21 protein-coding genes and 1 pseudogene are annotated in these 24,795 nt (G+C 68.7%); 18 read left to right on the forward strand and 4 right to left on the reverse strand.

All coding sequences use genetic code 11. From position 1 onward, the window contains the following. Window positions 1-359: 359 nt before the first annotated feature. Window positions 360-686, forward strand: a pseudogene (locus tag IEZ21_RS43225) (aromatic-ring hydroxylase C-terminal domain-containing protein); the annotation flags it as partial. Window positions 687-748: 62 nt separating this feature from the next. On the opposite strand, the gene IEZ21_RS43230 reads toward IEZ21_RS43225, so the two are convergent. Further along, complete coding sequence (locus IEZ21_RS43230; RefSeq protein WP_189327285.1) at window positions 749-1,789, reverse strand: LLM class F420-dependent oxidoreductase; 1,041 nt, start codon at window positions 1,787-1,789, stop codon at window positions 749-751. Window positions 1,790-2,029: 240 nt separating this feature from the next. Here IEZ21_RS43230 and IEZ21_RS43235 point away from each other — a divergent pair, with 240 nt between their 5' ends. From IEZ21_RS43235 to IEZ21_RS43300, 14 genes are all read left to right on the forward strand, one after another. Continuing rightward, on the forward strand, window positions 2,030-2,842 hold the full coding sequence (locus tag IEZ21_RS43235) for an ABC transporter ATP-binding protein (protein WP_189327286.1): 813 nt from the start codon (window positions 2,030-2,032) through the stop codon (window positions 2,840-2,842). Beyond that, the gene (locus tag IEZ21_RS43240; protein WP_189327287.1) at window positions 2,839-3,657 is read left to right on the forward strand and encodes an ABC transporter ATP-binding protein; all 819 of its coding nucleotides are present in this window, start codon (window positions 2,839-2,841) and stop codon (window positions 3,655-3,657) included. Before IEZ21_RS43235 ends, IEZ21_RS43240 begins: the two co-directional genes overlap by 4 nt. After that, the gene (locus IEZ21_RS43245; RefSeq protein WP_189327288.1) at window positions 3,657-4,547 is read left to right on the forward strand and encodes a branched-chain amino acid ABC transporter permease; all 891 of its coding nucleotides are present in this window, start codon (window positions 3,657-3,659) and stop codon (window positions 4,545-4,547) included. The genes IEZ21_RS43240 and IEZ21_RS43245 overlap by 1 nt, the downstream gene beginning before the upstream one ends. Further along, the gene (locus IEZ21_RS43250; RefSeq protein ID WP_308429713.1) at window positions 4,540-5,637 is read left to right on the forward strand and encodes a branched-chain amino acid ABC transporter permease; all 1,098 of its coding nucleotides are present in this window, start codon (window positions 4,540-4,542) and stop codon (window positions 5,635-5,637) included. The genes IEZ21_RS43245 and IEZ21_RS43250 overlap by 8 nt, the downstream gene beginning before the upstream one ends. 111 nt (window positions 5,638-5,748) lie before the next feature. Further along, window positions 5,749-6,990, forward strand: coding sequence for an ABC transporter substrate-binding protein (locus tag IEZ21_RS43255; protein WP_189327289.1), 1,242 nt, complete (start codon window positions 5,749-5,751; stop codon window positions 6,988-6,990). Window positions 6,991-7,108: 118 nt separating this feature from the next. After that, window positions 7,109-7,756 (forward strand): TetR/AcrR family transcriptional regulator, encoded by a 648-nt coding sequence (locus tag IEZ21_RS43260; RefSeq protein WP_246568794.1) that lies wholly within the window; start codon window positions 7,109-7,111, stop codon window positions 7,754-7,756. A 205-nt stretch (window positions 7,757-7,961) separates the two neighbouring features. Further along, entirely contained in the window at window positions 7,962-8,726 is a 765-nt protein-coding gene (locus IEZ21_RS43265; RefSeq protein WP_189327291.1) for an SDR family NAD(P)-dependent oxidoreductase, read from the forward strand. A 64-nt stretch (window positions 8,727-8,790) separates the two neighbouring features. After that, the gene (locus tag IEZ21_RS43270; RefSeq protein ID WP_189327292.1) at window positions 8,791-9,558 is read left to right on the forward strand and encodes a crotonase/enoyl-CoA hydratase family protein; all 768 of its coding nucleotides are present in this window, start codon (window positions 8,791-8,793) and stop codon (window positions 9,556-9,558) included. Window positions 9,559-9,565: 7 nt separating this feature from the next. After that, window positions 9,566-10,756 (forward strand): CaiB/BaiF CoA transferase family protein, encoded by a 1,191-nt coding sequence (locus tag IEZ21_RS43275; protein ID WP_189327293.1) that lies wholly within the window; start codon window positions 9,566-9,568, stop codon window positions 10,754-10,756. 64 nt (window positions 10,757-10,820) lie between these two features. Beyond that, entirely contained in the window at window positions 10,821-12,584 is a 1,764-nt protein-coding gene (locus tag IEZ21_RS43280) for a class I adenylate-forming enzyme family protein (protein ID WP_189327294.1), read from the forward strand. A 1-nt stretch (window position 12,585) separates the two neighbouring features. Next, the gene (locus IEZ21_RS43285) at window positions 12,586-13,755 is read left to right on the forward strand and encodes a thiolase family protein (protein WP_189327295.1); all 1,170 of its coding nucleotides are present in this window, start codon (window positions 12,586-12,588) and stop codon (window positions 13,753-13,755) included. Window positions 13,756-13,848: 93 nt separating this feature from the next. Continuing rightward, window positions 13,849-14,994 (forward strand): acyl-CoA dehydrogenase family protein, encoded by a 1,146-nt coding sequence (locus IEZ21_RS43290; protein WP_189327296.1) that lies wholly within the window; start codon window positions 13,849-13,851, stop codon window positions 14,992-14,994. A 141-nt stretch (window positions 14,995-15,135) separates the two neighbouring features. Continuing rightward, window positions 15,136-15,498 (forward strand): enoyl-CoA hydratase/isomerase family protein, encoded by a 363-nt coding sequence (locus IEZ21_RS49035; protein ID WP_373302371.1) that lies wholly within the window; start codon window positions 15,136-15,138, stop codon window positions 15,496-15,498. Beyond that, window positions 15,405-16,784, forward strand: coding sequence for a CaiB/BaiF CoA transferase family protein (locus IEZ21_RS43300; RefSeq protein ID WP_246568798.1), 1,380 nt, complete (start codon window positions 15,405-15,407; stop codon window positions 16,782-16,784). The genes IEZ21_RS49035 and IEZ21_RS43300 overlap by 94 nt, the downstream gene beginning before the upstream one ends. Here the strand turns inward: IEZ21_RS43300 and IEZ21_RS43305 are convergent. After that, window positions 16,723-17,211, reverse strand: a complete 489-nt coding sequence (locus tag IEZ21_RS43305) for a DUF2637 domain-containing protein (RefSeq protein ID WP_308429714.1) — start codon at window positions 17,209-17,211, stop codon at window positions 16,723-16,725. The genes IEZ21_RS43300 and IEZ21_RS43305 overlap by 62 nt on opposite strands. An 824-nt stretch (window positions 17,212-18,035) precedes the next feature. Between IEZ21_RS43305 and IEZ21_RS43310 the strand changes: the two genes are divergently transcribed. Together IEZ21_RS43310 and IEZ21_RS43315 are read left to right on the forward strand one after the other, a co-directional pair. After that, a protein-coding gene (locus tag IEZ21_RS43310) for an IS3 family transposase (protein WP_189327298.1) occupies window positions 18,036-19,228 on the forward strand; the annotation gives its coding sequence in 2 pieces (ribosomal slippage) (window positions 18,036-18,300 and window positions 18,300-19,228; 1,194 coding nt in all). An 84-nt stretch (window positions 19,229-19,312) separates the two neighbouring features. Further along, window positions 19,313-20,257: a hypothetical protein gene (locus tag IEZ21_RS43315; protein WP_189327299.1), complete on the forward strand. Its 945-nt coding sequence runs from the start codon at window positions 19,313-19,315 to the stop codon at window positions 20,255-20,257. Window positions 20,258-20,744: 487 nt separating this feature from the next. Here the strand turns inward: IEZ21_RS43315 and IEZ21_RS43320 are convergent, their stop codons facing one another. Then, complete coding sequence (locus IEZ21_RS43320) at window positions 20,745-21,941, reverse strand: McrC family protein (protein WP_189327300.1); 1,197 nt, start codon at window positions 21,939-21,941, stop codon at window positions 20,745-20,747. Next, window positions 21,938-23,797, reverse strand: a complete 1,860-nt coding sequence (locus IEZ21_RS43325; protein ID WP_189327301.1) for a DUF4357 domain-containing protein — start codon at window positions 23,795-23,797, stop codon at window positions 21,938-21,940. The genes IEZ21_RS43320 and IEZ21_RS43325 overlap by 4 nt, the downstream gene beginning before the upstream one ends. 314 nt (window positions 23,798-24,111) lie before the next feature. Between IEZ21_RS43325 and IEZ21_RS43330 the strand changes: the two genes are divergently transcribed. Continuing rightward, window positions 24,112-24,795: a hypothetical protein gene (locus IEZ21_RS43330; RefSeq protein ID WP_189327302.1), complete on the forward strand. Its 684-nt coding sequence runs from the start codon at window positions 24,112-24,114 to the stop codon at window positions 24,793-24,795.

A 24,795-nucleotide genomic window follows, 5' to 3' on the forward strand; every position in this document is an offset into this window, starting at 1 on the left:
GACGCCCGGGCAGCGCGGCGGGACAGCCGGACACCGCGCAGAACCGGGCCATGGAGCGGGACATGAGAGAGGCGAGCGAACGCAGCGCGACGTGATGCCGCGCGGCCCGGTCACCTCCAAGGGCATTCTCCTCGAGAGGTGCCAGCAGTGGCAGCTCGACGCCCTGTGACGGAACGGTACGGTGCGGAATTCCCCGGCCGCACCGAGGCCCATCGCACGCCCTCGGTCCGGGCGCGGAGGGCGTCCTCGGCAGCGACCTCGGCGCGCAGATCTAGTCGAGGGTGTCGTCATCGACGGACCTCAGGGCGGCGCCCGTCACGTGCCGGCCGGTAGTCCATCGGAACAACCACCCCGCCGGCCTGATCGAGAAGATCACCGCGATCAGCATCCGCTACGACTTCGGCGAAGGCCCCAACCTGCTCGGCCGCCGCCTGCGCGACATCGACGTGAAACCGAGCCACCTCTACGGTCTGCTGCATCGCGGCCGCGGCCTGCTGCTGGACCGCACCTAGCGCCTGACCGTCGGCGGCTGGTCAGACCGGGTCGACTACCTCGCGGACCCCACTGCCGCACTGGATGTTCCCTGCGCCCTGCTACGCCCCGACGGCCACGTCGCCTGGAACGGCGACGATCAGCAGGAACTGGACGACCACCTCTCCCGCTGGTTCGGCAAGCCCGCCAGCTGATTTCGCCTGAGCAACCATGCCCTCTGAGGGCTCCCCGCCCGCATCGTGCTACGCGCGAGGCGTCAGCTCAGCATGTCGCGCAGTCGCTCGACGGCGTGGAGGCGTTCCCTGTGCGTGCCGGCCAGCGGCTTCACACACAGGGTCGTCACTCCGGCGGCAGCAAAGGCATCGAGCTGTCCGGCGATCTGTTCCTTCGTCCCCACCAGGGATATGGCCCTCAACAGTCCCTCGGGAACGGCGGCTTCGGCCTCCTGCTTCTTTCCTGACAAGTACAGGTCCTGGATGTGCGCCGCCTCCCGTTCGTAGCCGTACCGACCGGCGAGCCGGGCGTAGAAGTTCTTGTTCCTCGCGCCCATCCCCCCGATGTAGAGGGCCAGTTGTGGCCGAGCTCGGTCCAGCAGGTGTTCCACGTCGTCGCCGACGGCCAGAGGTGCCGTCACCGTGATGTCGAGCGTGCCCAGTGCCGCATCGCGCCGGGCCAGCCCCGCGGTCAGTGCCGCTCCCCACACCTCGGCGGCCTTTCCGGGATGGAAGAACACGGGCAGCCAACCCTCGGCGAGTTCGGCCGTCAGCTCGACGTTCTTCGGTCCGATCGCGGCCAGGGTGATGGGGATGCGGGAGCGGACTGGCTTGTTGAGGAGTTTCAGGGGCTTGCCGAGCCCGGTGCCCCGCTCGGCGGGAAGTGGAAGCGGGTACTTCGGCCCCGGGTGCACCACCGGTTCGCCCCGCCACACCTGACGGCAGATCTCCACCACCTCGCGGGTGCGGCTGAGTGGCGTGTCGTACGGCACGCCGTGGAAGCCCTCGATCACCTGCGGTCCCGACGCTCCGAGGCCCAGCGTGAACCGGCCGCCGGAGAGATCGTCCAGACCGGCGGCGGTCATCGCCAGGAGCGACGGCGTACGGGTGAAGACCGGGAGGATCCCGGAGGCGATCTCGAGGCGTTCGGTACGAGCCGCGAGGTAGCCCAGTCGGCTGACGGCGTCGAACGAGTAGGCCTCCGGCACGAAGGCGATCTCGACCCCTGCCGTCTCGAAATCCCTTACGGCACGGACCGTCTCGATGAAGTCGCCGCTGTAATCCAGTGTCATACCGATACGCATGCGAAGGCCCCTCGTCTTCTGACCGACTGAGATTTTAACGAACGATCGTTTAACACCGTACCGGCCTTCCTGTCCAGGCGGAACCGGGCGACCTCACAGCCCTTCACCCCGTGTTGTTTCAAGCGATCACGTGCAGGGACCTTGACCGAGTGACGTGGCTCACCCTACGTTCGCGCTGGCCTTAACGAACGATCGATGAGTGACGCATGACGTCGCTTCAGGGCGGCAAGGGAGGCCGAAGTGCTCGAAATCGATGGACTCGTCGTCCGGTACGGCGCTCGCGCACCCGTTCTGCGGGGGGTGTCCCTGGACGTCGGCGGCAGCGGCGTCGTCGCGCTCCTCGGCAGCAACGGCGCCGGCAAGACGACGCTCATGCGCGCCGTCTCCGGCACGCTCGGCCTGTACGGCGGCGGGGTCACCGAAGGCTCCGTCCGGTTCCGTGGCGAACGGATCACCGGTGCGGACACGGCCCGCACCGTGGTGCAGGGGCTCGTACAGGTACCGGAAGGACGGCACATCTTCGCCGGTCTGACGGTGGAGGAAAATCTGAACGCCGGTGCGCTCACCGTGCGGTCGTCGGCGGTGCGTGAGCGCACACGCCGTCGGATGTACGAACTCTTCCCGCAGCTCGCCGAGCGGCGACGCGCCCGTGGCGGGACGCTGTCCGGCGGCGAGCAGCAAATGCTCGCCATCGCCCGGGCGTTGATGGCGCAGCCGAGACTCCTGCTTCTCGACGAGCCGTCCCTCGGCCTCGCGCCGCGGCTGGTGCATCTCGTGGGCGAGACCATCCGCGAGATCAGCCGGGAAGGGGTCCCCGTCCTGCTGGTGGAGCAGAACGCGGCGATGGCGCTTTCGGTCGCCGACTCGGCCTGTGTGCTCGACCTCGGCCGGGTCGTACTGAGCGGACCGACGGACGAACTGGCGCAGAGCGACGACGTGCGACGCCTCTACCTGGGCGCGGACGCGGACGCCGGCCAGAGCGCCGGCGGATCCGCACCGCGGCCCGGGCCCGGAACCGGAAACACGCCGACGCTAAGCAGGTGGTCCGGATGACGACGACTCCAACGCAAACGGCAGCGGAACTGCGTGTCGAGGACGTGAGTGTGGTGTTCAGCGGACTGCGCGCGCTTGACGGTGTGTCATTCACCGTGCGGCCCGGAACGATCCATGCCGTCATCGGTCCCAACGGTGCCGGGAAGACAACGCTGCTCAATGCCCTGTCGGGGATCTACCGTGTCGCCTCGGGCCGCATCATGGTGGACGGTCAGGAGGTGACGGGCCTGCGTCCGGACCGGGTGGCACGGAGGGGAGTCGCCCGCACCTTCCAGAACATCGTCGTGTCACCGGTCGAGTCCACACTCGACAACCTCATGGTCGGCCGGCATCGGCTGACCCGGTCCGGCATCGCCGCGACCGCCCTGGGACTGGGCCGCGGTGAACAGCGTGTCCACGAAGCGCGGGTGCGCGACATCGCGGAGTTCGCCGGCTTGTCCGGCGTTCTGGACCGCCCGGCGGCGAGCCTCGCCTACGGGGATCTCAAGCGCCTGGAGTTCGCGCGGGCGCTGTGCCTGGAGCCACGGTTGCTCATCCTCGACGAACCGGTCGCCGGGATGAACACCGCGGAGAGCGCGGAACTCGCCCGGCTGGTCTCCGCGGCACGTGACGCGCTCGGTCTGACCGTGGTGTTCGTCGAGCACGACATGGGAGTGGTCATGTCGATCGCCGACCGCATCACCGTCCTCGACTTCGGCAAGGTCGTCACGGACGGCACGCCGGAACACGTAAGGCAGCATCCGGAAGTGATCAGCGCCTATCTGGGAGCGCCCATGGAATCCGGAAACGACCAGGTGGCGGAGAGGTTGTCGTGATGACCCGCGGAGTCGAAATCCTGCTGAGCGGTGTGTCTTTGGGCTTGTTGTACGCCCTGATCGCGCTGGGCTTCGTCATCGTCTTCAAGGCGACCCGCACGGTGAACTTCGCGCACGCCTCGTTTCTGCTCTTCGGTGTGTGGGTGGTGGCGCAGACCAGCCCGCACATCGGCTTCGCGGCCGCTGTGGCGCTCGGCCTGGTCGCGGCCGGGACGCTGGGACTGGCGGTGGAGCGACTGCTGCTGTCCCGGGTCGACGGCCGCAAGCACGACGCGCTGGCGATCCTCACCATCGGGGTCAACGTGGTGCTCACCGCGGAACTGAGCTGGCGCATCGGGGAGAGCGTGCTGCCACTCGGCGCTCCCTGGGACGGACACGTGGTCCACTTCGGCTCAGTGGTACTGCCCTTGTCCGTGATCATCACCATCCTCACCGTGCCGGTGCTGATCGCCGGTCTCGCCGCGGTCCTCCGCCACACCGGCTGGGGCCTGGCCATGCGCGCCTCGATCGAGGACCGCGAGGGCGCGGCTCTCGCCGGTGTCCGGCTGAAGCGGGTCTCGGCAGGTGCCTGGATCACGGCCGGCATCCTCGCCGTCGCGGCCGGCATCGGTCTCGCCTCGTTCCCGAGCCCTGGCGTGGCCGTGAGTACCGGGACCGCGGCCATCAAGGCGCTCCCCGCCGCGATCATCGGCGGCCTCGACTCGCTCGGCGGGGCGATCGTGGGAGGCCTGGTCATCGGCATCGCCGAGGTGACCGTCGCCGAGTACCAGGACGCCCTCTCCTTCCTCGGGCGAGGGCTGGGGGACGTCGTGGCCTACGTGATCATGATCTGCATTCTGCTGTGCCGGCCCTCGGGCCTGTTCGGCGCGAAGGAGGTCAGCCGTGCCTGAGACGTCCCGGTTCCCCATGGCAGGGCGTGTGCCGGCCCTGTGCGCGCTGACCGCCGCCCTGGTGGTCCTCCTGGCACTGCCCCTGTATGTCTCCGCGTTCTGGCTGAACATGGGCCTGTTCGCGATGGCGGCGGCGGTCGGCGCGATCGGCCTCACCATCCTGCTCGGCGCGGCGGGACAGTTGTCTCTGGGACATGCCTTCTTCGTCGCCGTCGGCGCCTACGGCTATGCCTTCCTGGCCGGAGAAAGCGGCGGCGGGGTGTCCGGTCTCGGCCTCCCCCCGCTTCTCGCCGCGGTCCTGGCCGTCCTGCTGGCGGGCGTCTGCGGCCTGCTGTTCAGCCCGGTCTCCAGCCGCCTGCGCGGCATCTACCTGGGCATCGCCTCCCTGGGCCTGGTGTTCCTCGGCCACCATCTGCTGCAGAACATGAAGCCGGTGACCGGCGGCTTCGAGGGCAGGACCGTCGTGCCGCTGTCGATCGGCGGGTTCTCCTTCTCCGACCAGGCGGACGTCACCGTCCTGGGCGTTCCGTTCGGTGCCGCCGAGAGCCAGTGGTATCTGTTCCTCGTCGTCACCGTCGGGGCGGCGCTGCTCGGCCGCAACGTCCTGCGCGGCCGGCCCGGCAGGGCGCTGAGGCTCATGAAAGACAGCGAGATCGGCGCGAGCGCCATGGGCGTCGACATACGACGCACCAAGGCGGCCGTCTTCGTACTGTCGTCGATGTATGCCGGCGCTGCCGGTGTGCTCACGGCACTGGCCTTCCAGCGCACCGTCCCCGACTACTTCAGCCTCCACCTGTCGGTCAGCTATCTGGTGATGGTCATCCTGGGCGGCCTCGGATCCGTGGGTGGCGCGATCGCCGGTGCGGTCTTCGTCGTGACGCTGCCCCTGCTGTTCTCCCGCTACGCGGATTCCCTGCCGTTCGTCACCGGAGCCGGCGGGCAGGGACTGGACGCGTCGACAGCGGCCCAGTTCGTGTACGGCGCGGTCGTCATCGTGGCCGTGATCGTCCAGCCGGGCGGTCTGGCGGCGCTGGCCGGCGCCGTTCGACCTCCACGAAGCCGCCGCCCGGCCGCGGCCGCCGCTCCCTGAACCCCCGCTCTCCAGCCGTCCGACGCCGAAGACACTCCAGACCCGCCCCCCCACCTTGCCGGACGTGTGCTGTCAACCACCTCATCCGCTTCTCAGCGAGGAGACACACCGATGCACAAATCGCGCACAGTCGGCCTGGCGGCCGCGGCCCTGGCCTTCACGCTGGCGGTTGCCGGCTGCTCCACCAAGGCCGAAACGGCCGGGACCGCCGCCGCGCCCGGGGTCAGCGACTCCACCATCAAGCTCGGGGTGCTGATGGATCTGTCGGGCCCGTTCGCGGGCACCGGCAAGACGATCCTCGACGCGAGCAACGTCGCCGTGAAGGAGATCAACGCGGCAGGCGGTGTCTGCGACCGGAAGCTGGCACTGGTCACCCGCGACCACGGCTACGACCCGCAGAAGGCCGTCGCCGCGTACGACGAGATGGATCCGCAGGTCCTCGGCTATCTGAACATCCTCGGCTCACCGGTCGTCACGGCGCTGCGGGACAAGATCGAGGCGAAGGACGAACTCGCCGGCCTGACCACGTTCGCGTCGACCCTGCTCGGGGACGAGCACCTGATCGTCCTGGGCGCCACGTACGACATCCAGACGATCAACGGCCTGGACTGGCTCGTGAGGAAGGGTGAACTGCGCAGCGGCGATTCCGTCGGGCATATCTACCTGCAGGGAGAAATCGGCGAGAACAGCCTGCGGGGCAGCAAGTTCGCTGCGGGGAAGCTGGGGTTGAAGATCGTCGGCCAACAGATCGAACCCGCCGCAACCGACCTCACCAGCCAGGTCAACGCGCTCAAGTCGGCGAAGGTCAAGGCGATCGTGGTGGACTCGACGCCCAAGCAGGCGGCTTCGGTGGCGGCAGTGGCGCAGGCGGCCGGCATGGAGGTGCCGATCATGGGCGGGGTGTCGACCTTCGCCACCAGCCTGCTCAGGACGTCTGCGGCGCCCGCGCTCACCAAGCACTACACCAGGCTCAGCGGGCTGGGCGCCCTCGGCGCGGACAACGCCGCCGCTCGCAAGCTGGCCGCTGCTTGGAGGGACCAGATCGGTAAGGCACCGGAGGCCAGCAGCGGAGTCGTCCACGCCTACGCCATGACCAAGCTGTACGCCGAGATACTCGGCAAGAGCTGCGAGGACCTCACTCGCCCGGGCGTGCTCAAGGCCCGCAGCGCTGTCACCGACTTCACGCTACCGGGCCTGCTCCCGCCTCAGGACTTCTCCGATCCCGCTGAGCCCAGTTCGCGCGAGGCCCAGGTGCTGGGTGTGGACAAGGGTGTCTTCGCCGGAGTCAAAGCACTCGGTGACTTCTTCGCATCGGATCTGGCGAAGGAGTACAAGGTTCCGTCGGCCGGATGACACCGGGGACTGTGCCCGCAGGGCCGGCGGCGGCGGGGCGCCGGCCCTCGGCTCCGCACGGCAGGAGCCGGCTTTGCCGATCGTTCGTTCGTTCTGGAAGGCTGGGGCCATGGATGCTATGAGCGGCAAAGCGGCGGGCAAGAGCGGCAAGGCGGCGGACAACGGTCCCTCCAGCCCCCGGGGAAACGGCCGGGACGCCATCATGGACGCCGCACGAGATGTCTTCGCGGAGCGCGGCTACTTCGGCACCTCCATTCGTGACATCGCCAAGCGTGCCGACATGAGTCTGTCCGCCCTCTATTACTACTACTCCGGCAAGGCGGAGCTCTTCCACGCCCTGATCGAGGACTCACTCGACGACTACTTCCGTCACTGCGAGAAGGAACTGGCCCAGGCCGGTGACGACCCCGCCGCGCGTCTGGCCGCCCTGGTCAGAGTGACGGTCGACTACCGGGTCCGGCGGCGGGTCGAGAGTCTGCTGACCCTCCAGGAACTCCGTTACCTCGAACCCGAGTACCGCAACCCCATCATCGAAAGGCGGCACGCCGTATCGGGACTTTTCCAGAAGGCCATAGACGACGGCATCGCCGGCGGAGTCTTCCGGACCCCGCACCCGGACGACGCCCGCCGGGCGGTCATGGCCATGTGTAACGCCGTCGCCCAGTGGTACGACCCGTCCGGCGACCTCGGGACGACGGAGCTGTGCGACCGGTACGTGCGGCTGGCGTTCGCAATGCTCGGGCACGGCGAGACGCCGGCCCGGTAGGTCCCCCGCACTTTCGTCGCGGTCATTGACAGTGGGTGAGACGGCGACCTAACTTAACGATCGTTCGACAAGTACCTTCTCTGTATCGGCTGCGGTCCCGACCACAACGGCCGGGGCCCGTGGCCCGGCGTACGACGGCAGTCGCCGAGCCTTCCCGGCGCGGGCGGCGGCAGATCCGACACCGACTCGACCGACTGGAGCGTCCATGCAGACCAGCGGAATATCCGCAGTGGTGACCGGCGGCGCGTCGGGGCTCGGCCTGGCGACGGCACGGCGGCTGCTCAAGGCCGGCGCCCGCGTCACCATCGCGGACCTGCCCTCCTCGGACGGCGACCGCGCCGTCCGCGACCTCGGCCCCGAGGCCGTCTTCGTCCCCGCCGACGTGACGAACACCGAGGACATGACCGCCGTCCTCGACACCGCCGAGCGGACAGGAGCGCTGCGCGCGGTCGTCCACTGCGCAGGCCGCGGCGGTCCGCTCCGCGTGGTCAACAAGGACGGCACCGCCGGTGATCTCGACCATTTCCGCGCCGTGGTCGACGTCAACCTGATCGGCACCTTCAACGTGCTCCGACTCGCCGCCGCCCGCATGGCTGGCAACGAACCACTCGACGGGGACCGCGGAGTGGTGGTCATGACAGCGTCGGTCGCGGCGTTCGAGGGGCAGATCGGACAGGCCCCGTACGCGGCGTCGAAAGCCGGAGTGGCCGGCCTCACCGTGTGTGCGGCCCGGGATCTAGCGAGCAAGAGCATCCGGGTCGTCACCATCGCGCCCGGCTTGTTCGACACACCGATGCTCGGCAGGAGGCCGAAGGAGAAGCTCGACGCGCTCGCTGCCGCGGTGCCGCACCCGCCGCGCCTCGGCGCGGCGGACGAGTACGCACAACTCGCCCTGCACATCATCGACAACTCGATGCTCAACGGGGAGACCATCCGCCTCGACGGCGCGATCCGCCTGGCCCCACGCTGAAGGCCGGCGCTCAACCGCCACTCCCCAACCGCGACCACCGCTGGGCCACCGTAAAGGAGCTGCCGTGGCAGACGAAGTACTGGTCGAGTACGGCGACGACGGCATCGCCGTCATCACCATCAACCGGCCCGAATCCCGCAACGCTGTCACCCGAGCCGTCGCGGAGGCGATCGCATCCGCGCTGGACGAGTTGGACGAGCGTGACGACCTCGCGGTCGGCATCATCACCGGCGCCGGCGGCACCTTCTGCGCGGGCATGGACCTCAAGGCGTTCCTGCGGGGCGAGCGCCCCCACGTGCAGGGGCGCGGTTTCGCCGGCCTCACCGAGACCCCGCCGCGCAAGCCGCTGATCGCCGCCGTCGAGGGCTACGCCGTGGCGGGCGGATGCGAGATCGCCCTCGCGAGTGATCTGGTCGTCGCCGCCGAGGACGCCAAGTTCGGATTGCCCGAGGTCAAGCGCGGTCTGGTGGCGGTGGCCGGGGGACTGCTGCGACTGCCGGGCCGGATCCCGTACCAGATCGCGATGGAACTCGCCCTCACCGGCGATGTCCTCCCCGCGGACCGGGCCCACCACTACGGACTGGTCAACCGGCTCACTCCACCTGGCGGCGCGCTGAAGGAGGCGAGGCTGCTGGCCTCCGCCATCGCCGCCAACGGTCCGCTCGCCGTACGGGTCACCAAACGCATCCTCGTGGAGTCTCCCGGCTGGCCACGCGACGAGCTGTTCGACCATCAGAAGCCGATCACCGAGCTGGTGTTCAACTCGGATGACGCTCGGGAAGGCGCGTCGGCCTTCACCGAGAAGCGCGCTCCCGTCTGGCGAGGCCGGTGAGCGGCCGGTGAACGAAGAACAAGACCAGGAACGTGCGAACGGCGCCGTACCCGATGAGGCCCCGGGCCCGCTCACCGGGCTGCGGGTCATCGAGCTCGGGGGCATCGGGCCGGGGCCGTTCTGCGCGATGCTCCTCGCCGACGCCGGTGCGGACGTGATCCGTGTCGAGCGCCCGTCGGACGTGGCCGGCAGGCCCGATCCCGTCCTGCACCGGGGCCGGCGCTCGGCCGCCATCGACCTCAAGCACCCGGAAGGCGTCGGCGCCGTCCTCGACCTGGTGGCGGATGCCGATGTCCTCCTGGAGGGCTTCCGGCCGGGGGTGGCCGAACGGCTCGGCGTGGGCCCCGGCCCGTGCCTGGACCGCAACCCGCGCCTGGTCTACGGACGGATGACGGGGTTCGGGCAGGACGGGCCGCTCGCGCCGCGGGCCGGGCACGACATCAACTACATCGCCCTGTCGGGGGCCCTGGGAGCCATCGGACCGGCCGACGGCCCGCCGGTCCTGCCGCTCAACCTGCTCGGCGACTTCGGCGGCGGTGGCGCACTGCTCGCCTTCGGTGTGCTGTGCGCGGTCGTCCAGGCACGCGCCACCGGGAAAGGCCAGGTCGTGGACGCCGCCATGGTGGACGGATCGGCTCAGTTGCTGGCCATGATCTACGGCCGTCTGCACCAGGAGCGATGGACCGACCACCGGGGCGTCAACTACCTGGACGGCACAGCCCCGTTCTACGGCGTCTACCGCTGCCGCGACGGCGAGTACGTCGCGGTCGGCGCGATCGAGGCGCCCTTCTTCGCCACCCTCCTGGAACGGCTCGGCCTGGCCGCGGATGCCGACTTCACCCAACAGTGGGACCGTTCCCGCTGGCCGGTCATGCGGCGGCGCCTGGCGGAGGTCTTCGCCGCCCGCACCCGCGACGACTGGGCCGACGTGTTCGCCGACGCCGACGCGTGCGTCACCCCCGTGCTGTCGCTGGTGGAGGCACCGCGCCATCCTCACAACGCCGCACGCGGCACCTTCCTCACCGACGGCACGGGAGTCCTCCAGCCCGCCCCGGCCCCCCGGTTCGGCTCCTGCACCCCTCACCGGCACACCCGGCCGGCCCCCCTTCCGGGCGAGCACACAGCGCAGGTCCTCGCCGAGACGGGCCGCAGCCCCGAGCAGATCAAGAAGCTTTTCGATGCGGAGGTCGTGCGATGAGCCGGCGTACCGAGCGAAAGCCCTGCATGGCCGGCCGCGGGCCGGCGCGTGAAGGGAGCGGCACATGACCGACTACTGGCCCGCGGGACTGCCTCGCCGCCTCGACTACCCCGATGTCCCGCTCGGCGCGGTGCTCGCCGGCTCGGCCAGCCGCTACCGCGACCGGGCGGCCGTGCGCGACGGCGACCAGGTTCTCACCTTCACCGGCCTGTACGAACAGGCTGCCGCGTTCGCACGCGGCCTCAGGGCGCACGGCATACGGCAGGGTGACGTGGTCGCCCTTCACCTGCCCAACACCCTGTGGTTCGCCGTCGCCTACTACGGCATCACGCTCGCCGGCGCGACAGCATGCCCGGCCAACCCCGCCCAGCCGGCCAGAGCCCTGCGCGCCCAGCTCGCCGACTGCTCCGCGGCGGCCGTGGTGACCCATCCGGAGCCGGCACCGGTGCTGGCCGAGGCGATCGACGGGCTGCCGGTCCGGCTGGCCGTCATCGTGCCGCCCAGCGCATCGGCCCCGGCCGACAGGCCGGATGACTGCGCAAAGCTCTTCGGGAAGGCGGGCACCCCCCTGGAGGCCCTCGTCGCAGGCCAGAGCACCCACCCGCCAGAGGTGCTGGTCCCCACCGACTCCGTCGCCCAGTACGGGTACACCGGCGGAACCACCGGAGCACCCAAGGGAGTGCGCATACTGCACCGCAACATCGTCGCCAACACCATCCAGGTCGCCTGCTGGCGCTCCGGGGCGCTCCCCGGGCTCGACGGCGAAGGCGGTGTGGTGCTGGACCCCTTGGAGACCTCCGGCGACTACGCCCTGGCACCGGGTACCTACGCCACGCTGTGCATCTCGCCCTTGTTCCACGCCCTTGGCCTGATCAGCCTCAACTTCTTCCTCCTGTGCGGCGCCACCACCATCCTGAGCGGCCGCTTCGATGCGGAGTCGTACCTGGAGCAGGTGGAACGGCACCGGATCGCGTACATCCCGGGCGCCCCGGCGCTCTATCACGCCCTGCTGGCGACACCGGGCATCCGCACGCGGGACCTCAGCTCGGTCAGGGCCGTGGTGTCGGGCGGCGCCCCCATAGACACGTACTCGTTGGAGAAGCTGACAGAGGTCTTCCCCAACGCCGCCGTCATCGAGGGTTACGGCTTGACGGAGGCGACAGCAACTGTGTCCAGCGGCCCGATCGCGAAGGCCGGGCTGCGCAAGCCGGGCAGCCAGGGACTTCCCCTGTTCGACACCGAGCTGGAGATCAGGGACCCGCTGGATCCCGGCCGGAAGGTGCCCCGGGGCGAGCGCGGCGAGATCTGGGCGCGGGGCCCTCAGGTGGCCTCGGGCTACCTCGGCCGCCCGGACGAGACCGCCGCGCAGTTCGTCGACGGCTGGCTGTGCACCGGCGACACCGGCCACCTCGACGCGGACGGCTTCCTGTACGTCTCCGGCAGGTCGAAGGACATGCTCATCTACAAGGGCTACAACGTCTACCCGCGCGAGCTGGAGGACATCCTCGGCGGACACCCGGCGGTGCTCCAGGCATCGGTCGTCGGGAGGGCCGTGCCTGCCGTCGGCGAGGTCCCCGTCGCCTTCGTGGTCCCCGCCGCTGAGCCGCGCGCGATGGCCGAGGAGCTGATGGAGTACGTCGCGGAGCGTGTGACGCCGTACAAGCGGATCAGAGAGGTCCGTTTCGTCGACGAACTTCCACTTTCTCCGGCCGGAAAGGTGCTGAAAACCGAGCTCCGCCGCTTGGCCCGGACGACTCGGAGCCCGGGCGAACCCCCCTCGGGCACACAGGAATCCAGCGCGCCGGACACGGCGGAAAGGCAGGTCTGACATGCGTGACGCGGTCATCGTGGACGCCGTCCGTACCCCCGTGGGCAAGCGGAACGGCTCGTTGAGCACTGTGCACCCGGTCGACCTGTCGGCGGCGGTGCTGCGCGCCCTCGCCGAACGCAACGACCTGGACCCGGCGTTGGTCGAGGACGTGCTGTGGGGCTGCGTCTCGCAGATCGGTGAGCAGGGCGGCTGCGTCGGCCGTTTCGCCGTCCTGGCCGCCGGATGGCCTGAGGAAGTGCCGGGCGTCACCATCGACCGGCAGTGCGGATCCTCGCAGCAGGCGGCGCAGTTCGCCGCCGCGGGAGTGATGAGCGGTCAGTACGACATCGTGGTCGCGGGCGGCGTGGAGTCGATGAGCCGCGTACCGCTGGGCTCCGGCCGCGAGCGGGGCCCCGGCGAACCCTTCGGCCCTGCCGTGCAAGCCCGGTACGGCGTCTCGCGGTTCAGCCAAGGGCTGGGCGCGGAGGAGATCGCGCGGCGCTGGGGGCTGAGCCGGGAGCAACTCGACGCGCACAGCCTCCGGTCGCACGCCAACGCGGCGGCCGCGATCGACGAGGGGCGGTTCAAGTCCCAGATCGTGCCGGTGGACGTGACGGATGAGGACGGTTCCGTACGCACCGTCGACACGGACGAGGGAGTACGGCGGGGCGGCACGGCCGCCACGATGGCGGGTCTGAAGCCCGCGTTCACCGAGGACGGCGTGGTCACGGCCGGCAACTCCTCGCAGATATCGGACGGTGCCTCGGCGCTGCTGGTCATGAGCGGCGAGAAGGCGCGTGAACTCGGTCTGCGTCCGATCGCCCGCTTCCACTCCTTCGCCGTTGTCGGAGTCGACCCCGTGACGATGCTGACCGGCCCCATCCCGGCCACCGAGAAGGTTCTCAAGCGCGCCGGTCTGGGCATCGAGGACATCGGAGCCTTCGAGATCAACGAGGCGTTCGCCAGCGTGACCTGCGCCTGGCTCGCCGAGACCGGCGCCGATCCGGACCGGCTCAATCCCGACGGCGGCGCCATCGCCCTCGGCCATCCCCTGGGAGCCTCCGGCGCCCGGCTGACCACGACGCTGCTCCACCACATGCGAGCCACCGGCACCCGTTACGGCCTGCAGTCGATGTGCGAGGGCGGCGGCATGGCGAACGCCACCGTCCTGGAACTCCTTCCCCGCTGAGCCCGGGCAGCCGGAGTGGCCAAGCGGCCCAAGCAGCCCGAGCCCTGGGGCCCGCTCGACAAGGCGCCCACAACCGAGGAGTGCGAAAAGCCAATGGAACCAGACGAGTTCGACGCCGTTCTGGCGGCGGTGCGTGCCTTCGTGCGCGAGAAGGTCGTCCCGCGCGAGAACGAGATCGAGGAGAAGGACGAGATCCCGGCGGACCTCCGCGAGAAGGCCGCGGCCATGGGCCTGTTCGGCTACGCGCTGCCCCAGGAGTACGGCGGCCTTGGCTTCTCCATGACGGAGGACGTGCGCCTTTCTCTGGAGATCGGCTACACCACGCCCGCGTTCCGCTCGATGTTCAGCATCAACAACGGGGTCGCTGGCCAGCTCCTGGCGAGTACCGGCACCGAGGAGCAGAAGCGGCGCTATCTGCCGCGGATGGCCGCCGGGAAGTTGATCGCGGCGTTCACGCTCACGGAGGCGGAGGCGGGCTCGGACCCCAGCGGTATCAGGACCCGTGCCGTACGCGACGGGGACGGCTATGTCCTGAACGGCAGCAAGCGGTTCATCACCAATGCCCCGCTCGCCGGTGTCTTCATGGTGTTCGCCCGCACCGGGCCGCAGAGCACGGGCGCCGAGGGGATCTCCGTCTTCGCCGTCGACGCGGACAGCCCCGGCGTCACCGTGGGACCGAGGGACCACAAGATGGGCCAGTCGGGGGCCTTGAGCGCGGAGGTCTTCTTCGACGACGTACGCCTTCCGGCGAGTGCCCTCGTCGGAGAACGCGAGGAAGAGGGATTCCGCACCGCCATGCGGTCGCTGGCGAGGGGACGTCTGAGCGTCGCGGCGATGTGTGTGGGGCTGGCCGGGCGCATCCTGGACGAAAGCGTCGCGCACGCCTCGGTCACCCGGCAGGGCGGACGTCCCATCGGTGAGTTCCAGCTCGTCCAGGCCATGCTCGCCGAGTCGCACGCCGAGATGTACGCGGCCCGCGCCATGGTGCTGGAGGCGGCCCGCGCGTACGACTCGGGCGAAGACCGCAGGCTGGCGCCGTCCTCCACGAAACTGTTCTGCAGCGAGATGGTGGGCCGGGTGGCCGACCGTGCCGTCCAGATACATGGGGGCATGGGATACATGCGCCACGTTCCCGTCGAGCGCTTCTACCGGGACGTGCGACTGTTCCGCATCTACGAGGGGACGAGCGAGATCCAGAAGCTCATCGTGGGCAGGCAGTTGCTGCGGGAGCACGCGTGACGGGCGGCGCGGGTGCGGCCCCATGAGCGAGGCGCGCGAGGCCACCGGGCCGTACGGGGAAGGCGACCGGCCGTCGCTGTGCGGTCGTGGGTCGGCAGGGGGCCCGCCGTGAGCGACCGGACCTCAGGGGCCGCCGTGCTCGTGGAGGACGACGGGCCGGTAAGGGTACTGACGCTTCATCAGTCCGGTCGCCACAACGCCCTGAACCTGACCGGCCGCCAGGAACTCCTCTCCGCACTGCGGGACGCGTCGCGCGACGAGCGGTGCCGGGCAGTGGTGCTGAGCGGCGCGGGCGGCAGCTTCTGCGCGGGCGGCGGCATCCGCTCCATGACACCCGCCCCGGAGGAGTCCGCCGCGAGGATGGAGGTGGTCGCGGGCATCGTACGGGCGATCGTCGGGACCCCAAGCCCGTGCGCGCCTGGCACAGCAGGTACGACAAGGTCGAGGAGAAACTTATGGCGAGGCCCGGCTTTCATCCCCGGACCCCGAAGGGCGAGCGGGTGAACGTGGCAGACGCCGAGCGGATGGCAGATGCCGAGCGGACGGAACAATCCGAACCGGGACCCAGCGGTCACGACGCGGCCAAGCCGGCCGGGCCACTGGCGGGCATCACGGTGGTGTCCCTGGAGCAGGCGGTGGCGGCGCCCCTCTGCACCCGCACCCTCGGTGACTTCGGGGCTCGGGTGATCAAGGTGGAGAACCCGGAAGGCGGTGACTTCGCCCGGCACTACGACGACGTGGTGGGCGGCATGGCGGCGCACTTCGTATGGGTCAACCGGGGCAAGGAGTCGGTCACGCTGAACCTGAAGGATCCGGCCGGGATGGCGGTACTCCACCGGTTGCTCGACCGCGCCGATGTGATGGTCTCCAATCTTGCTCCCGGTGCCACGGCGAGGCTCGGAATCGCGCCCGCCGACCTGGCCGTCAGCCACCCGGAACTCATCGCCGTGGAGATCGACGGCTACGGGCCGGGAGGCCCGCTGTCCCACAAGCGCGCTTACGATCTGCTGGCCCAGGCGGAGTCGGGCGCATGCGCGATGACGGGCTTTCCCGGTGCGCCGGCCAAGCCCGGTCCGCCGATGGCCGACGTGTGCACCGGCCTGTATGCCGCGTTGTCGGTTCTGGCGCTGCTCTGCGGCAAGGAGCGTGGCCATGGTCGCGGCGCCGCCGCGGTCGCGGTGAGCCTGTTCGACACGATGACGGAGTTGATGGGGTATCAGCTCACCTACACGCTGCACACGGGTGTGGACCAGCAGCCGGTCGGCATGGGCTCGCCCGCGGTGGCGCCGTACGGCGCCTACCGCACCGCGGACGGCCAGACCGTCGTCCTGGGCACGACGAACGACCGCGAATGGCGGCGATTCGCGCGTGACCTTCTCGGCCGGCCCGACCTGGCCGACGACGAACGCTTTCGTACCGCCTCCGGCCGGGTCGCGCACCGTGAGTTCCTGGACGCGGAGATCGCCGACTGGTGCGCACGCCATGACCTGACGCAGGTGCAGAGCGACGCGGATGCCGCAGGGATCGGGAATGCCCGGTTCAACACACCGAGCGAGGTCATATCCCATCCGCATCTGATGGCCCGCGACCGGTGGCGCCGGATCGACACACCTCACGGTCAGGTACCCGCTCTGCTTCCACCTCCGGTCATCGCCGGCTACGAGCCACCGATGGGTGGGATCCCAGCACTCGGTCAGCACACCGACGCCCTGCTCACCGAACTCGGCGTCACCGAGGACGACATCGCTGTGCTGCGCGCACAAGGGGCGGTGGCCCCGGCCCCTCGCTGAGGTGCCGGATCCATGCCTCGACGGCGCCATCGGGATGACCGTCGGCGGTCGCAGCGCGTACGAAGACCGTGGACGATGCTGCCACATTCGCCGCCAGCGAGACCGCAATGCCGAGGAGGAAAGCCAGCCACACCACCGTCCGCACCCGACGCCCCTCACTGCGGGATGAGTTGAGTAGCCCCACCGTCGCCAGCAACAAGAGCCCATCCACCGACAACGGCCACAGCGTCGCACTCACCGCATCCGCCCCACCCTGCAAGGCAAAAGCCCGCTGATACACATACGAGGCATACGCAGCCACCGACGCCACCACCAGCGCCCAACCACGCCGCACCCACACCTCAAACCCGACACGGATACCGGCATTCGACGGAGCGTCACGAAGGTCTGCAGATACGTCGCGCACTGTTTCGCCCGGGGCGCTCACCGAGAACCACTCCCACGGTGGCGCCGCCGGGGCACCTTCGGCACCGCTACCGTCCCGGAAAGCACCAGCTCACGGCCAGTGTGGGACCTACAGATGCTGTCGGTGCCACCCCCAGGACTCGAACCTGCGGCCAAGCGCGGCCACGGGACCGCCATAACGTCCGGCCAACCGGCCCGTCCGGGCGACCACAGGGCCGTTCGCCCCATCCAGGCCCCAGGGCGCGATTACCCGAAACGCTAGGCCACGCGGGCATACGCGCCGCCCCTCCGAACTGACTCGCTGTTCAGCTACATCCAGCCGCGATCCAGCCAGCGTGTAGAGAACGACGAATGACAACAGGTGACGAAGCGTCAGCTCAACCAGCCAAAATCCAGCCACGGACACCCGACCTGGCAGTTTGCCAATTCGCCGGATCCGCGGCAACGCGTGGCCTTCACATTGAAGCGGAACTCCGCCACGTGACGAATTAAAGCTCCGTACTGATTGCCTTCACCAGCCACGGAGCCGACGATGACGAGCAACTCGGCTGACAGTCGCACCGTCCCTCCAAAGAGGCGCCACAGGAGTTGATGCTCTTGCCGGCGACGGCGGCTCGAAACCGCGACTACCGAGTACGCGATGGGCTGCACGACCATAGGCAGCCAGATGAGGTGCGCGCCCTGTAAGCACAACATCCCAGTCGACCAACCGCGCCGTACAGCCGCAGACCGCCATCTACAGCCACTATCGCGCCGACAAGGGGAGCCCGGACCTGAGCTGTACTGAGATTTGTGGAGTCCCTGATGCCAGGGTTACGGTCCTGGCGAAGGAGATCCACCAGCACCATGCCAGCACCCCGTAAGTACCCCGATGAACTCCGTGAGCGGGCGGTCCGCGAGGTCCGCACCACCGGCCGCCCGATCGCGTACGTCGCGAAGGACCTCGGCATCCACAAGGAGGCCCTGCGCGGCTGGGTCCGCCAGGCCGAGGCCGACCATGGCGAGCGTGACGACCGGCTCACTACCGCCGAGCGCGACGAGCTGAAGCAACTCCGCAAGGAGAACGCCGAGTTGAGGCGGGCGAACGAGATCCTCAAAGCCGCCTCGGTGTTTTTTGCCCAGGAGATCGACCGTCCCCGGACGAGGCCGAGCAGGTGATCGACCACCTGCGTGACAACGGTCTCGGGGTCGATCCCGTCTGTCGGGTGCTGGACCTGTCGCCGTCGACGTATTTCGCCCGCAAGAAGCGGCCGAAGTCGGCCCGCCGGCTCCGCGACGAACAGCTCATGCCGGTGATCGAGGAGATCCACGTGGAATCGGGCGGGACCTACGGCGCCCGTCGGATCACGCGCGCTCTGCGGCGCAAGGGTGTCGAGGTGGCCCGCTGCACCGTCGAGCGGCTCATGGCCGAGCTCGGCCTGGAGGGCGTGATCCGTGGCCGACGGCGCCGCACCACGATCCCGGAGCCTTCGGCGCCCCGTCCGCCGGACCTGGTGGACCGCAACTTCACCGCGGCGCGGCCCGATCAGCTGTGGGTGGCTGACATGACCTATGTCCGCACGTGGTCGGGCTGGGCATATGTGGCGTTCGTACTGGACGTGTACTCACGGATGATCGTCGGCTGGCAGGTCGCCGACCACATGCGGACCGAACTGCCCCTGGAAGCCCTGGAGACGGCGCTGTGGCGCCGGAGAATCAAGAAGGACTCCGGCCTCATTCACCACAGCGACAGGGGTTCGCAATATGTGTCGATTCGCTACACCGGCCGGTTGGCCGACATCGGCGCCTCCGCGTCGGTCGGTTCCGTCGCGGACTCGTATGACAACGCCATGGCCGAGGCGCTGAACGGCACTTTCAAGGCCGAGCTGATCGAGATGCAGGGCCCTTGGAAGGACCCTGCCCAGGTCGAGCGGGCGATCTTCCAGTGGGTCACGTGGTACAACGAAGAACGTCTTCACTCCGCGCTCGACTACGTGCCACCCGCCGAGTACGAACGCGACTTCTGGCAGAGCCAGGAGCACACCCCGCAGTCCGCCTGAAACAAGATCACCGGACTCTACGAAACTCGGGGCAGCTCAAAACGCCTCCAGTCCCGGGAGCTGGGCCAGGGATTCGCCCTGGCCGTGGCCAAGCACACCCTCGGCCGACGGTACCCGGACCATGTCGTGTCGATCGTCGGCGCCGACAGCGTCATACGTGCCGGGTGGCCCAAAGGACCGTCAGGCTTCCAGTACCGCCCCGATTTCTTCGCCGAGGTCTGGAAGCCGGGCGAGCCGTCCCGGGTCTTCCTGATAGCGAGCAAGGGTAACCACAGCGGAGCCAAGCGGTCCTACGACCAGCTCGCCTCGGCCTCGGCTCATGTGGAGGCCATGCACGTCGGAACGTGGAACGAGACGCCGTGCTTCGTCTTCGGCACGGAGTTGCCGATGGAAGGGCCTGTCACGGTCCATGCCCTCCACGCCCGCGGAACCGGCGGCGTACTGCACGGCACCTCGAAGCACCCCCTGCGGAACCTGGACGGCGTCGCCGAGAACGAGAACATCATGCCGGGGATCCTGCCTCCCGCCGAAGGAGACGAAGTCCCCTCTCCCGAACCTGGCTTCTACGTCGGACCGCAGTACGAGGCGTGGTTCCAGCACGTCCTGGCGCGGACCGCGACAGCCGGAGTGACGGCCTTCGCCGGTGACGGCGACACCACCGCCCAGTACCTGACCACGCGCCAAGGAAGCCAGCGCTTCACGACCGGCTTCGCGCACGCGGCCGCCGGCAGTGTCCAGGACGCGGAGTACGAGCTGCTCGGCATCCCCTTCGTCGGCACAGATCACGTGTTCCGGCTCAACAACAAGCGTGTCGAGGCATTCTCCGGCGTCGCGGCCGATCTCTTCCAACTGCTCTCGCCGAGGAACGACGACGGGCGGCGGACCCCGGGAAAGGTCGAGCAGTACCGCAGCGCCGTCCATTCCCTCCGCGGATCGTGGTCCGACCGGACCTGGGACCCGAAGTGGGGCGGTCCCGTCTCGGTGCACGAGGACGGCACCGTCCTGGCGATGCGCTTGCTACGGCTTTGAGGGCCGGTCGGCGAGGCAACAAGCCTGACGCCAGCCTGCTGCCCCGTCGGGCTCGTCCGCCGCAGACGGGTGGACGCACCTCCCTCGATGGAACGGACTGAACCAGACGCCCAACGCCATGGGATCGACTCCGAGAGCCGCTCCCATGGCGTCTTCATCGATGCCGTTCACCGAGTCGCCGTAGCCACTCACCGTCCCTGTCCTCGGAGACGTTGTCCCCGAGCGCAAGAACAGCCACGCGACACAGTCGAGGAGCTCGTACCGCTCCAAAGTCATGGCCGTCTGATCGCATCACGCGAGGCGACAGCGGTCCTCACTGCACGGGGCGAAGGAGCCGTCCCGCTCACCTGGACTGACATTCCATCAGACAAGCGCCACAGTGAGGTCCTGTTCTGTCGACCGAGTAAGAAGACGGATCCTCCGACGGAGCTGTACCACCTGGACTCGGCACACGGTTGCGTACCTGACACCTCCTGGATCATTGCGGTCACAGTCGCACCATGCGCTCGGCCAAAGCACTCACCGCTCTGAGAAGTACCGCCGGGGCCTGGCCGAGATCAAGAGCGTGCTGGTGCAGCACGATCCCGGAACGGCGCATCACGTGGCCGGCGTGTGGTGCATTGCCCTTCGCGTACACAAGGTGCCCGTTGTTCAGCCCGAGGGAGGTGCAATACGCCAGCATCTGGTAGAGATCGGCATCGGGATACCCTTGCGGTCTGCCCGCCTTGTATTTCGCGTCGGCCACGGCCAGCGGAACTCCGGATTCTCCGTACCAGACGAGGTCCGGTCGCATTCGGATGGCGCCGCCCTCATCCAGGTAGACGTTCCCGTCCTGAAGCGTGCCGTGCCCGCCGTACGGGGTCAGGGCCTCACGGAGGGCGACGCAGACGAAATCCTCGAAAACCCTGTTCATGTCGAAGAGGAAGCCATTCATCCGCAGACCGCCCGGCAGATGCTCAACCGACGCCCCGTCCAGTACGAGGCCTGCCAGTTGGAGGGCGTTGTGATATCGAGCGTTGAGGCGGTTCGGCTGCCAGCTGGGAACCGCCTGCCCTCTCACCAGTGGCGTGACGTTCGCGAGCCTGCCCCGCTGGTGCATGAGGCGCGTGCGTACGACTCGGGGAACATCAGGCAGGCGCAGCAGTCGCTCCACCGCCGCCCGCAGTATGCGGTTCTCGGCGATGTCCGTGGTGAACTCGTCGTACGCGACCTCAACAGGCATCGGGGATCCGAATCGGCGTCGGATCTGCTCGGCTTCGCGGATCCGGCCTCGTACGACGAACGCCGTGGCTTCGGCGGGCCGATAGCCCTGCAGAAGACCCTGCCGTAGCGCTCGGTCCGTCTGCCGCTCCACTGCGTGGGCGAAAGCGGGCAGCAGTTCGTCGTGTCCGGCGACATCAACCGCTCTCTCCCGCCAGCCATGTGGGTAGAGGCTGTAGCCGAGAAGGAAGAACAGGCGCTCGATGGGCACCTTGGGGGTGATCCGTAGTCTGGTGGTCTCGCCTCCCGGGACGTCGAGTGCCACGGCCCCCACTTTGCTTCCCGCCCGTAGCCGCCACAGCCCCGGCTCGTACGGATCGGGAACGGCGTCCACGATCTTCGACGCTGCCAGAGCTCGCCCTGCCGCGTCCGGGAGGGGCACAGCTTTCGCCGGGGCGTGTTCAACAAGGTGAACCTCGGTCACGGCCTGCCAGGGCCTTCCCCAGTGTCATCCATTTCCGGTGCTCTGCGCGCGGCCACGGAGGCCCGCAGCGCCGCCAGCCCGTACCGCTTCTCGATGTCCACGCCTTCCCCGTAGTGGTGTTCTTCCAGCAGAGGCAGGATCTTCGTCCGCCAGGTGCGTTCCAGTCCGCCTTCCCGGTAGACGCCGGGCTTCATCAGGTACGAGGGTCCGATCCGGAAGTCGGCTTCGTCGATGCGGGCGTTGAGGGCGTCCAGCAGATCGGCCGGCTCGGTGTCCTTCTCCTCGCCCTCCAGCCAGCGCCTCAGCAGTCCGCTGGTCGGCTCGGTTCCCGGGGAAAGTTCCACGAAGGCGAACCGCCGTCGCATAGCCGCGTCCACCAGTGCGATGGAACGATCGGCGGTGTTCATCGTGCCGATGATGAACAGGTTCCGGGGCAGGGCGAAGCCCTCGCCCGAATAGGTCAACCGAACCGACTTCTTGCGGTACTCCAGCAGGAAGTACAACTCGCCGAAGACCTTGGCCAGATTGGCGCGGTTGATCTCGTCGATGATCAGAAAGTAAGGGATGTGCCGATTGCCCTCCCGACCGGCGAGGTCGGCCAGTTCCCGCAGCGGGCCGGGGGTCAGCCGGAACGCGACCTCGTGTGTGTCCGGGTCCTCCCGAGGCCGGAACCCCTCGAAGAAGTCCTCGTACGCGTAACTGGGATGGAACTGGACCAGCTTGACCTGCTCGGGGCCGCCGCCCAGGAATTCGGCGAGCTCCTGCGCGAGGTAGGTCTTTCCCGTTCCGGGCGGCCCGTAGAAGATCAGCTGGCGTTCGTCCCAGAGCAGGTCACGTACCTCGCTCAGCCATTCAAGGTGATGGACGTTGAGCTTCTTGCGCAGCGCTTCGTCGGGCTGAGGGAACTCCAGTTCACGGCGCGCGACGATGGCCTGAATCGCGATGCCGGATGTGTCGGTGGACTCCTCAGCCACCTTCTCCAACTCCGCGTCGGAGGACCACAGCCCGTCGAGGATGCCCTTGACCGCCGTCAGATCGACCAGGTCGTGTCCGGTGTTCAGCTTCTGCTGGAGCTCCTCTGCGAGCTCGTCATACGGGTAACCCTCGCTCGCCCACTCCACCGGGCGTCGCAGAACGCTCCGCCCGTGCTCCGAGGCGATCTGCTCGGCGTTCCCCGTGATCTCACCGACGTACAACTCACCACCGGAGAACACGCAGACAGTGTCTCCCAGTCTCATCCGGGAGAGGAAGGCGTGGAATTCGTCCACGAACCGTGCCTTCTGGCTGTAGGTGACCGCCGACTCGTAGTCCTCTTCCACGATGACGCGCAACCGCTCCTTGCTGATGCCCGGGCTCACCCCCGGCCTCAGCCGGTCCGCGGCGAGCGTCACGCGGTCCCTGGAGCGCCACATCTGGTCGCCCGGGCTGAGGCTGGTGATGTCGGGGTCGCGGACCAGCCATGCGCGGCTGGGGCCGGCCGAAGCCTGTTCCAGGAAGTCGGCGAGCGGCCGACCGTCGGCGGTCTTCCACTCCAGCCAGCCGTTGGCACTGCGGCCGAGGAGGATCTCCGCCGCGGCCGACGGTGAGTTGCACTCGACGTCACGGACGACCTCCAACCACCCGGGCCAGGTCGTCGTCTCCTTGATCGTGCCTTCTTCCCACAGTTGTTCCCGCAGTCGGTGGGAGGACGGCATCCGCACGGGGAAGGAGGGTACGACGTCGGAGCGGGCCGGCGAACCGGCCAGGACCACCATTTTCTGGCTGCCGTTGGTTCCCTTCTCCGTGAGCAACCGCCCGCGCGCCATGGGTCCGCCGCGTGGCAGGCGCAGCAGGAACTCCGGGTACTCCTCGGTCATCCTTCTCCCCAGTCGCTCAAGTCAGTGGCAGGAACTTACGTCGTGGCATGATCCCAGGCGCCCTCTGGGAGCAGCCGGATGTCCCGGCAAGCCGACCTCGGGCACAGCTGTGGAGGCCGCACTTTTATCCGGACAGCTATCCGGACAGCGCCAAGTCCACTTCCTCTCATGACATTCGGGCATTCCGCGGTCGGTACGCGCCGGTATCACAGCTTTAGGAGCGTTTTCCGGCCAGCGGTCGAAGCCCGGATTGCCCTCCGAAGCATGCTGCGCTCATGATCTGTTCCGACGGGGAATGGTCATGAGGGGGAACGGTGAGAAGCGGAACGACGGCGGCGGGGAAGCCGCGGGCGGAGACTCTGCCCGCGGCACTGGGCATGTCGGTGTCGGAGCTCGTGCATGCGGTGGGCGGCTTCGAGGGTGACCCGGCCGAGATGGTTCGGGCCTCGGTGCGGACGGCTGAGCGAGCGTTCGCCGAACTCGACGCTTGTGACGACGTGATCGACAAGGCCTCGGAGGATGGAGGGGAGATCGCGGACCGCCTACGTACGCATCCCTCCGCGGAGTCCGTGGCGGACGTCCCCGCCGAGCTGAAAGAGTTGGCGACCGTCGCTGCACGGGTGCGAAGCACCGATGAAACCCGTCGGCTGCTGAACCGCGTACTGGGCAGGGAGGACCGGGACGCGTTCACGCCCGCCGCCGTCGTCCCCCTCACCGCCGACGCCCTCCCCAGGCTCCCGTCCGCCTACGCCGAACCCGACGACTATACGGACCTCTTCGCGGTTGCCGGCCGCGAGGAGCAGCTGAGGCCCCAGTTGAGACTCGTGCACACGGATCGGATCGCTCGCGTGGCCTCGCACCTAGTGACCATGGTGGAACGAGTGGCCGCGACCGGTTTCGTCGACAAGCGGTTCACCGCTGAGTCACTTCGCGAGGCGCACCGCGCGTACGAGTTGTGGGAAAGGTGCCTGGCTGAGCGCCGACGTGACCTGAGCTAG

Source organism: Streptomyces flaveus (assembly GCF_014647675.1).
GTDB lineage: Bacteria > Actinomycetota > Actinomycetes > Streptomycetales > Streptomycetaceae > Streptomyces > Streptomyces flaveus.